We start from the raw sequence: 9,668 nt of genomic DNA, 5'->3' as shown, positions 1-9,668 counted from the left end.
GCCCGCGCCCAGCCCCCGGGTTCTGCGCGGCCCACCCCTGTCCGTCGTGTCGCACTGAGAAGCAGCCCACCCGACACCCTGGATAAGGACACGTACGCTCATGCTGTCTTCCTTCGGCGTGCCCGCACGCCGCCGCGCCGCCGCCGTGGCTGCGCTCACCCTCACCGGCCTCGCGCTCGCCTCCACCGCCTCCGCACACGTCACCGTCAGCCCCGACTCGCTGCCGCAGGGCTCGACCGCGGAGCTCAGTTTCAAGGTGCCCAACGAGGAGTCGAACGCGAACACGGTCGAGCTGCAGCTGCAGATCCCCACCGACCACCCGATCGCCCAGGTGCTCGCCAAGCCCGTGCCCGGCTGGACCATCGCCGTGCACACGGTCAAGCTGGCCAAGCCGCTGACCACCGACGACGGCACCTTCACCACCGCCGTCGACGAGATCGACTGGACCGGCGGGAGCATCCAGCCCGGCCAGTACCAGGACTTCCAGATCTCGGTCGACCCGCTGCCCGAGGACACCACCCAACTGGTGTTCAAGGCCGTGCAGATCTACTCGAACGGCGACGTCGTGCGCTGGATCGACCTGAGCACGACCGGGGACCCGGACCCGGACCACCCCGCGCCCGTGCTCACCCTCACGCCCGCCTCGGCCGCCACCTCCACGGCCGCCGCCCCCGCCACGACGCCCACGACGACCGCGACCGCGACGACGGCCTCGTCCGGCTCGTCCTCCTCGGGTGACGCGCTCGGCGTGGCCGGGCTGGTGCTCGGCGCGATCGGCGCCGTCGCGGGCGTCGGCGCGCTGCTGACGGTCCGTAAGAACCGTTCGTCCGCCTCGGGCGGCGCGGGCGACGGGGGCAGTGCTCGGTGAGCAAGCCCTCGCTCGCGCGACGCGTCGGCCGCCGCCGGGGTCTTCGGGCCCTGCTGGCGGCGGTCGGCGCGGCCGTGGTGGTCCTCCTCGCCGCCGGGCCGGCCTCCGCGCACGCCACCCTGGAGAACACGAACCCGGCCCAGGGCGCCGTGGCCTCCACCGCACCCGCGCAGGTCAGCCTGACCTTCGACGAGTCGGTCGGTATCAGCGCGGACAGCATCCGGGTGTTCGACCCGAACGGCAAGCGGGTCGACGACGGCCAGACCGTCGCCACCTCCAACCCCGACACGATCGCGATCAGCCTGCGCTCGGGCCTGGCCGACGGCACCTACACCGTCGCCTGGCACGTCATCTCGGCCGACTCGCACCCGGTCGAGGGCGCCTACGTGTTCTCCGTCGGCGCGGCCGGCTCCACCAAGGTCGATCAGGCCACGATCAACGTCTCCTCCAGCCGCGCCGTCGGCGTCTTCTACGGCGCGCTGCGCTGGCTCGGCTACCTGGGCTACGCGCTGCTGTTCGGCGGCTTCGTCTTCCTGGCGCTGTGCCGTCCCGCCGACGCGGCCGACCCGCGGGCCTTCCGGCTGCTCGCGATCGGCTGGACCGCCTCGCTCGCGGCGGCGCTGGGCGTGCTGATCGTGCAGGGCGCCTACGCCGGGGAGCTCCCGCTCGGCGACGCCCTCGACGCGAGCGTGCTGCGCGGCACCCTCGACACCCGGTTCGGCCAGGCCGTGCTCGCCCGGCTGATCCTGCTCGCGGTCACCGCGCCCCTGCTCGCGGCCACGCTCGGCCGCCTGCCCGCCGCCACCGGCCGCGGCCGCGCGCTGTTCCTCGGCGCCGCCGCGACCCTCGGCGTGGCCGGAGCCGGAACCTGGGCCGCGGCGGACCACGCGTCCACCGGCATCCAGGTGCCGCTCGCGGTCTTCTCCGACCTGGTGCACATCAGCGCGATGGGCCTGTGGCTCGGCGGCCTGGTCATGTTGGCCCTGGTCGCCTGCCGCCCGAAGGACGAGGCGGGGGCCGAGGGCGCCGTGCCCGCCGTGCGCGCCTTCTCCCGCCTCGCCCTGTGCTGCGTCGGCGCGCTGGTGGCCAGCGGCGTCTACCAGGCCTGGCGCGGCGTCGGCTCCTGGGCGGCGCTGAGCGGCACCGCGTACGGCCGCCTGGTCGTGCTCAAGATCGGCGGCATCTGCATCCTGATCGGGCTCGGCTGGATGGCTCGCGACTGGATCCGCCGCGCGGTCGAGCACACCGGCAGCGCCGCCGTCCCCGAGGCCCAGCGCATCGACGCGGACGGCCTGCTGCGCCGGCTGCGCCGTTCGGTGGTGCTGGAGGCGGGGGTGGCCCTGATCGTGCTCGTGTTCAGCTCGATCCTGGTCGAGTCCGAGCCCGGCCGCACCGCCGAGGCCGCGGCCGCCGGCCCCACCTCGAGCAGTGTGGCCTTCGACACCGGCACCGTCAGCGGCACCCTCAGCTACTACCTCGGCCCGGGCAAGGTGGGCCTGAACCAGGCTCACCTCTACCTCGACAACAGCAAGGGCCTGCCGTACGACGCGGCGCAGCTCACCATCCAGTTCTCGCTGACCTCGGCCAAGCTCGGCCCGGAGAACGCCACCGTCGTGCACGACGGCCCCGGCCACTACATCGACACCCCGATCGACCTGACGTTCGCTGGCGAATGGACCATGTCGGTGACGATCCGCAGCGACGACTTCGACGAGACGACGGTGAACCTTCCGATCAAAATCACCCCCTGACCGGCCCCTCGCCACCCCCTGGGCGGCCCCGTGATCGGATCCCGATCGCGGGGCCGGCGTAGTTCGCCGGGACGTCGTCGGGGTGCGATTCACCTGGATGCGCGATTAAGCATCGGTATCCGCGTGTCGGAACTCAGACGTACTCCATTTGCCTGACTTATGCGAATAATTCCTCGCAAATGGGTCAGAACTACCACCGTGAAAGCGACGATGAGGTGGAAGGCCCCCGTGGCGCTCGGCGTCGCCGGGGCCGCAGTGATCGCGGCCGGAGGTATCGGCCTGGTGAAAGCCGGGGTGTTCAGCAACGGCGCCGGCGACGACTACACACCGAAAGCGGTGGCGAACGCGGCACCGGCGAAGCTCTCCATCGCCAACGGCGCCGCCGGAATCACCCCGGATACCCCACTGGTGTTGACCGCTCCGCCGGGCGAGACGATCGGCTCTGTGACCGTCGCCGACGCCACGGCGCACGCGGTCTCAGGGACCTACAGCGCCGACCGCAAAACCTGGACGGCCCAGAGCGGACTGCGCGTATCGGACGCCTACCAGGTCACGGCCGTGACCACGAACGCGTCCGATAACGGCGTGGGCGTACAGCACTCGAGCTTCCAGACGACCGCGGAGCCCGACTCGATCAAATTCGAGTCCCTCTTCCCGGCCGACGGCTCGACGGTCGGCGTGGGCCAGCCGGTGGTGCTCTCGTTCAGCCAACCGATCCACGACAAGGCCGCGATCGAACGGGCCATGACCGTCTCCTCTGATCCCGCGCAGCAGGGCTCCTGGGGCTGGCTGTCCGACGAGCGGGTGGACTACCGCCCGGCCGGCTACTGGAAGCCGGGCACCAAGGTCAACGTGACCATGGCCTTCGACGGCGTGAACCTCGGTGGCGGGAAGTTCGGCGCGAAGGACCACACGGTCGCGTTCACCATAGGCCGGGACCAGGAGACGCTGGTCAACGTCTCCACCGACCAGGCCGTGGTGGAGCGGGACGGCCAGCAGGTGCACAGCTTCGCCGTCAGCGGCGGCATGCCGGGCCTTGACACCTGGGACGGCACCTACGCCGTGATCGACAAGGCCGCGGACGTCACGATGGACTCGCGCACCGCGGGCCTCGGCGACGAGTACTACGACCCCGACGTGAAGTGGGACGTGCACTTCACCTATTCGGGCTCGTACGTGCACTCGGCACCCTGGTCGGTCGGCGCGCAGGGCCACGAGAACGTCTCGCACGGCTGCGTCGGCACCAACCCCGCTGACGCCCAGTGGTTCTACGAGAACACCCTGCCCGGCGACGTCATCAAGGTGGTCGGCTCGCCGCGCACCGCCGCCCTGGGCAACGGGTTCAACGACTGGCAGCTGTCCTGGACCGACTGGCAGGGCAAATCCGCCCTGTGAGTCTCCCAGCCCTCCGAACTCCCGTGGAAACAGCGGCGCCCCGGACCGAGTGGTCCGGGGCGCCGCCTGCTGTGTCCCGTGCGCCGCGGCGCACGGGGTCAGCGCGGGAAGATCACAGCAGCGGGATTCACAGCAGCGAGGCGGCCAGCGCCTGGGTGAGCGCGCCGGTGCTGGTGTCGCCGTCGAGCGACCAGACCGAGGCACCGCGCAGGCCGGCCAGGTCGATGTACAGGCCCTTCTCGGCGACCGTCTGCGGGTCGTCATAGGTGTAGAAGGTCTGCGAGGCCGCGTCGTACTTCCAGACCGAGGCCGTCACCGGGTCGTAGTGCACCGTGCCGGGCGCCGCGGCGGCGAGGCTGTAGGACTCGGAGTCGGACGAGGCGGCGCCGGTGGCCGGCTGGTAGAGGCCGTTGTCCGTCGATCCCACTCCGGCCCACGCGTGGGCGTAGTACGGGATCTCCAGCGCGATCTTGTTCGCCGGCACGCCGTGGCTCTCGTAGTACGCCACCGTCTGCACGATGGAGAACTTGTCGTTCGAGGCCTGCGGGTCCTTCGGGTCGGGCAGCAGGTTCGAGGAGAAGTCGGTCTGGTCCTCCCAGCCGCCGTGGAAGTCCACCGTCATCACGTTGAGCCAGTCGGTGGTCTTCGCCAGCTGCGGCAGCTGCAGCTGCTGGGCCGTGGTGTACTGGTTCGGCGAGACGTCGGCGGTCAGCACGTAGTGCTCGCCGTTGGCCTGGCCGGCCTGGTCCTCCGCGGTCCGGAAGGTCTGCATCAGGGCCGTGAAGTCCGCGGTGTCCTGCGGGCCGTACGGGTTGCCGTTGCCCGGCTCGTTCGGGTACTCCCAGTCGATGTCCAGGCCGTCGAAGATGCCCTTGGCCGCACCCGGCGCCAGGCCCGGGATGTTGCCGTTGAGGTACTGGTCCACGCAGGAATTCACGAACGCCTGCCGCCCGGCCGCGGTCGAGGCCAGCGCGGAGAACTGGTTCGACCAGGACCAGCCGCCGATCGACATCACGATCTTGAGGTTCGGGTACTCGGCCTTGAGTTCCTTGAGCTGGTTGAAGTTGCCCGCCAGCGCCTGGGTCGAGGTGTCGGCCACCCCGTTGACCGCCTCGCTGGCGGAGAACGGCCGCTGGTAGTCGGCCCAGGAGTCGCCCGAGGTGCACAGGCCGGCGGCGGAGACCGAGGAGAACGCGTAGTTGATCTCGGTCAGCCGGCTCGCGGCCCCGTCCGAGACCAGGTTCTTCTCCATGAAGCCGCTGTAGATGCTCCACTGGGTGAAGTAGCCGATGGCCACCTTGCCGTTGGCCGCGAGGGCGTGCGCGGTCGCGGCGGGAGCCGACGAGGCCTGGGCGGCACTCGGTAGCGCGGCCGCGGCCACCGTGGCCGCGGCGACAAGCAGAGTTCTCATTCTCAGGGTGCGCATTGCTCTCCTGTTCGGAGGGAGCCGGGCCGAGAGCGGCCACAGTGGACTAGACCATGCGTCTGTAGCCGAAAGGTATAGTCCAATTCCGCGTCCAGGACAAGAGCCGTCCACTTCCGGCGGCTCGCGCCCTCAGTGCCGCCCGCGCCGGCGCGGCAGCGCCCGGATCGGACGGCGCATCACCAGTCCCGCCATGAGCAGGAAGGCCCCGCCCACGCCCAGCGCCATGCCCTCGTCCCGGCGGCTGAGCGGGTCGGCCACGTCCGCCGCCTCCAGCTGCAGCGCGGGACGACGCACCGAGCTCGCCGCCGCCGACACGCTCGAGGCCGCGGCCGCCGCCGAGGAGGAGGACAGCCCGGCCGGCTGCAGCGTGGAGACCCCGGGCGGGTCCACCTCGGAGCCCTGGCTGGCCAGCGCGTTGTAGTTCTGCCCGTTCACCGACAGGGCCGAGAGCGTGCTCGAGCCGACGATGCCGTCGTAGCGGAACGGCGCGAACCCGTTGTCCAGGAAGGCCGAGAGCGGCGCGTCCACCACGTAGCGCGCGTTCGTGCCCTGATGCGCTTCCTCGAAGTAGTCGAACTCCGTGTGCGCGGTGTCGGCCCACCCGGCGAACAGGATCGTGTGCTTGGCGGACAGCAGGATGTCGCCCGGCAGCAGCGTGGCGGCAGGGATCGTGCGCGAGACCAGGTTCAGGTTCCCGGTCCAGAAGTCCGTGTACTGGTCCAGGTCCCAGGCCATCGAGACGTAGCCGGAGCAGTCCTGCCGGTAGGTGCCGTTCACGTTCGTCCACCAGGCCGTCTGGCTGTAGGGCACCTGCTGCGCCACCCACAGTTCGGCCCGCGCGATGATCTGCGCCCGGGTGAGCGTGCCGGTCGGCAGCTGGTAGCCGGCGTTGCCCGGCGGCACCGCGGTGTAGTAGTAGCTCGAGCCGGTCGGGGAGTCCGTGTACACCGGTATGGACGGCTGCGTGGAGGGCGCCTTGCTGGGCGCGGCGCCCTTGCCGGTCATCGTCGGGGTGGCCGAGTGCGTGGGAGCCGCGACGGCCGACCTGGAGGGCGAGATCCGCCCCGAGGAGGGCAGTACGGCCGACACCGAGACCGAGCACGGGCTCGAACTCGCGGCGGCCGTCGCCGTCGCCGTGGCGGAGTCCGTGGGGGTCTCGGCCGGCGTCGCGCCGCCCGACCCGTCGGTGGCCGAGTCCGTCGCAGGGTCCGTGTCCGCCGGGGTCGCGGACTCGGCCGCGGCCGAGTCCGACGCGGAGGCCGTCGGGTCCGTGGCCGCGGGGCTCGACGCGGCGGGGGAGCAGGTCGGCGCGGCCGCGTCGGCCAGCGCGTCGGCCGGAAGGACCAGCGAGGTGCCGTACACCAGCGAGGTCACGCCCACCGAGACGGCCACCGCGGCCGCGGCCCGCCGGCCGCGGCCTGATATCCGGTTCGATGAGCCCTGATTCGACGCTTCGGCCACGGCCCCTCCTGAAAGCGTTGCGGGCGAACAGATCTTGCCGACGACCAACCTAGCAACCAAGGCGGTGATTGGGGACCGGGAGATCCGTAACACTCGGGAAATACCATCCGAAGATGCGCCTCTAGCCAACCGGCGCGCGTCGCACTACGTTCCGATCGGGGCGCGCGCTGTGAGCGCGCCCCCGTCTCGGAGCGGTGCGCGAGCACGGGCAGGGCCGCGACCGGACGCGGATTCCTCCATAGAGGCGGGAGCAGCCGGGTGAGCATCGGCGCCATGGACGGAGCGTCGCCGGACCGGTCGACGGTCGCAGCACGTCCGGTGGAGACCTGGTCGGACGCGGTGATGGGCGTGGACCTGCCCAGGCTGACCAGATACCTCACGGTCCGTCTGCCCGGCTCCATCCGGCCCCCGCTGCGGGCGATGCCGCTGCCCGGCGGCCGGTCCAATCTCAGCTACGAACTCTGCGACGGCGACGGCCGGGTGCTGGTCCTGCGGCGCCCGCCGCTGCCGCTCGGCCCCGGCGGCCCGGTCCCGGTCCCGGCCGCGCTGGCCACCCCGGCCCCGGAGACCAGCCGCTCCGACATCCGGCGCGAGTACCAGGTCATCAGGGCCCTGCACCAGGCGCAGGGCCGGGCCGGGCGGGTGCCGGTGGCCGAGCCCTACCTGCTGTGCCAGGACGCCTCGGTCATCGGCGCGCCCTTCTTCGTCACGGCCAAGGCGGCCGGCACCGTCTACCGCTCGGAGAAACAGTGCGCCGCGCTCAGCCCCGGCCAGGCCCGCGCCGTCTCGCACGGCCTGCTCGACGTGCTCGTGGCACTGCACCTGGTGGACGTGCGCGCGGTGGGCCTGGCCGACTTCGCCCGCACCGACCAGTTCCTCATCCGCCAGGTCGACCGCTGGGACCGGCTGCACGCCGCCAGCGCCAGCCGGGAGGTGCCGCGGCTGGCCCGGCTGGCCGCCGCGTTGCGCGCGGGCGTGCCGGCCGGCAGCCGGGTCGCCGTGCTGCACGGCGACTACCGGCTGGAGAACGTGGTCTTCGACCTCGCCTCGGTCGGCCGGGTCAACGCCGTGCTGGACTGGGAGGCGGCCACCCTCGGCGACCCGCTGGTGGACCTCGGCCTGCTGCTGACCTTCTGGGAGGGCCCGGACCAGCCGCTCAACCCCATCTCCTCGGCGCACACCCGCACCCGCGGGTTTCCCACCCGCCGTCAGCTGGCCGACCGCTACGCCACCCGCACCGGCTACGACCTCAGCCGTATCGGCTGGTACATCGCGCTCAACCACTACCGGGTGGCCGGCCTGCTCGAGGTGCTGCACTACCGGGTCAAGCACGGCCTGCCCGTCCCGCCCGGCCTCGAGCGCGCCGGCAGCTGGGTCGGCCCGCTCATCGAGGCCGGACTCACCGCCCTGCGCGAGAACCTCTGAGCCCTGCCTTACACCGCGGCCGTGGGACTTTCAACCCCGGGACACCCGGTTCCCGCACTCTCGGCCCTGACACGCCAGGCCCGCGCGGGTCCCGGTCCTCGCCCAGGCCCGCGGCTAGGGTGGCTGCCATGTCGGCGCAGGCTGCGTGGGCGACCTGGTCAGCGCGGACGGCGACGGCCTGGCACGGCTTGGCCGAGGAGTGCGCGCGCGTCTTCGGCCCGCCGGCGCGGGCGGTGCGTGCCCGCGGTCCGCGCTCGGTCTCGCTGGCCCTGGTGTGCGCCGGCCTGGTCGCGCTGTTCGGCCTGCTCCAGCACACCGGTCCAGGCTGGCGGCTGGTGGAGCACGCGGCCGCGGTCTACCAGGCCCTGCCGATCTGGCTGATCGTGCTGCGGCTGCCGCTGTCGATGTTCGCCCCGGCCCCCGACCTGCCCGCGTGGGGCGCGGTGGCCCAGGTTCTGGTCGTGTTCGCCGTCGCCGAAATCCAGTTGGGGCGTTGGCGCACTTCACTGGTGGCCGTGTGCGCCAATGCGCTCACCACGCTCTCCGCGCGCCTGATGTGGGTGATCGGCCAGACACTCGGCGTGGGCACTCCGCAGATCGACGCGTACGAGTTGGACACCGGCCCGTCCACCGTCGTGGTCGCACTGTCCGTGTACGTGCTGCTCAGGGCGCGCGCCTGGCGACTGCTGGCGCTGATCACGCTGGCGATGGTGCTCGAGACGCTGCTCGCGCCGAATCTGGCCGGCCGCGAACACCTCGTCGCACTCGGCCTCGGCGCCGTCGCGTATCTGCTCGGGGACCGGGTTCCGATCGCGGTACGTAACCGGAGACGGCATCCGATACTGTGATGCCTGTCACACCTGACGGTGTTTCAGCGCGTATCGTCCCTTGCCGGAGTCGACAAGGGGGCCGATCTTGGAATATATACGAATACTGATCGTAAGGTCGGGTGGGCGGTGCCCGGCCGGCCTTGGGGCTATCAAGGATCGGAGCCGGAACCGCAGTGACGCCAGAGCGCGCCATACCGAGACCCCGCACGGGCAGCGGCGCCGTGCCGGCCGCGGCCACGCCGGCACCGCAGCTCGCGCCGCACCGTGACCGGGGCACGGTGGCGGTGATCCTGTTCCAGCACGGGCCGCTGTTCGAGAACTCGATCCCGCTGACCGTCTTCGGCGTGGACCGCCGCGGCCACGGACTGCCCTACTACCGGCTGCTCGCCTGCATGAGCGAGGCCGGCCCGCTGCCCACCACCGGCGGCATCCTGCTGGCCACCCCCTACGGCCTGGCCGCCGCCGAAGCCGCAGGCACCGTGATCGTGCCCGCCTGGCGCTCACCCACCGAC

General features: G+C 71.8%; 8 protein-coding genes and 1 pseudogene. 7 read left to right on the top strand and 2 right to left on the bottom strand.

The annotated features are described in order from the left end of the window. The first annotated feature begins 100 nt into the window (after positions 1–100). The 3 genes from KDL01_RS35235 (at position 101) to KDL01_RS35225 (ending at position 4,014) form a co-directional block, all read left to right on the top strand. Positions 101–868, top strand: coding sequence for a YcnI family copper-binding membrane protein (locus tag KDL01_RS35235; protein WP_212533034.1), 768 nt, complete (start codon positions 101–103; stop codon positions 866–868). After that, positions 865–2,619: a copper resistance CopC/CopD family protein gene (locus tag KDL01_RS35230; protein ID WP_212533033.1), complete on the top strand. Its 1,755-nt coding sequence runs from the start codon at positions 865–867 to the stop codon at positions 2,617–2,619. Before KDL01_RS35235 ends, KDL01_RS35230 begins: the two co-directional genes overlap by 4 nt. Positions 2,620–2,829: 210 nt before the next feature. Next, a complete protein-coding gene (locus tag KDL01_RS35225; protein ID WP_212533032.1) occupies positions 2,830–4,014 on the top strand; it encodes a L,D-transpeptidase in 1,185 nt (394 codons plus the stop codon). Positions 4,015–4,141: 127 nt separating this feature from the next. Here the strand turns inward: KDL01_RS35225 and KDL01_RS35220 are convergent, their stop codons facing one another. Both KDL01_RS35220 and KDL01_RS35215 read right to left on the bottom strand, forming a co-directional pair. Continuing rightward, positions 4,142–5,425 carry a glycoside hydrolase family 18 protein gene (locus KDL01_RS35220; protein WP_212533031.1) on the bottom strand — a complete coding sequence of 428 codons (1,284 nt, stop codon included), beginning with the start codon at positions 5,423–5,425 and terminating at the stop codon, positions 4,142–4,144. 144 nt (positions 5,426–5,569) lie between these two features. Continuing rightward, on the bottom strand, positions 5,570–6,388 hold the full coding sequence (locus KDL01_RS35215; protein ID WP_212533030.1) for a hypothetical protein: 819 nt from the start codon (positions 6,386–6,388) through the stop codon (positions 5,570–5,572). Between KDL01_RS35215 and KDL01_RS35210 the strand changes: the two genes are divergently transcribed. From KDL01_RS35210 to KDL01_RS35195, 4 genes and pseudogenes are all read left to right on the top strand, one after another. Then, on the top strand, positions 6,381–6,884 hold the full coding sequence (locus KDL01_RS35210; protein ID WP_212533029.1) for a hypothetical protein: 504 nt from the start codon (positions 6,381–6,383) through the stop codon (positions 6,882–6,884). The two genes, KDL01_RS35215 and KDL01_RS35210, sit on opposite strands and share 8 nt — an antisense overlap. 290 nt (positions 6,885–7,174) lie before the next feature. Next, the gene (locus KDL01_RS35205) at positions 7,175–8,326 is read left to right on the top strand and encodes a phosphotransferase family protein (protein WP_212533028.1); all 1,152 of its coding nucleotides are present in this window, start codon (positions 7,175–7,177) and stop codon (positions 8,324–8,326) included. Positions 8,327–8,454: 128 nt separating this feature from the next. After that, the gene (locus KDL01_RS35200; protein ID WP_212533027.1) at positions 8,455–9,174 is read left to right on the top strand and encodes a hypothetical protein; all 720 of its coding nucleotides are present in this window, start codon (positions 8,455–8,457) and stop codon (positions 9,172–9,174) included. 203 nt (positions 9,175–9,377) lie between these two features. Then, positions 9,378–9,668: pseudogene (locus tag KDL01_RS35195) on the top strand (AraC family transcriptional regulator); the annotation flags it as partial.

Origin of the sequence: Actinospica durhamensis (assembly GCF_018139695.1) — a bacterium.
Taxonomy (GTDB): domain Bacteria; phylum Actinomycetota; class Actinomycetes; order Streptomycetales; family Catenulisporaceae; genus Actinospica; species Actinospica durhamensis.
The sequence above is the reverse complement of the archived record's forward strand: the minus strand, read 5'-3'. Positions and strand labels throughout refer to the sequence as shown.

What these genes read in the sequence shown, in the direction of transcription:
- KDL01_RS35235 (WP_212533034.1), top strand. Translation starts at nt 101, where the DNA reads ATGCTGTCTTCCTTCGGCGTGCCCGCACGCCGCCGCGCCGCCGCCGTG.
- KDL01_RS35225 (WP_212533032.1), top strand. Translation starts at nt 2,830, where the DNA reads ATGAGGTGGAAGGCCCCCGTGGCGCTCGGCGTCGCCGGGGCCGCAGTG.
- KDL01_RS35220 (WP_212533031.1), bottom strand. Translation starts at nt 5,425, where the DNA reads ATGAGAACTCTGCTTGTCGCCGCGGCCACGGTGGCCGCGGCCGCGCTA.
- KDL01_RS35205 (WP_212533028.1), top strand. Translation starts at nt 7,175, where the DNA reads ATGGACGGAGCGTCGCCGGACCGGTCGACGGTCGCAGCACGTCCGGTG.
- KDL01_RS35200 (WP_212533027.1), top strand. Translation starts at nt 8,455, where the DNA reads ATGTCGGCGCAGGCTGCGTGGGCGACCTGGTCAGCGCGGACGGCGACG.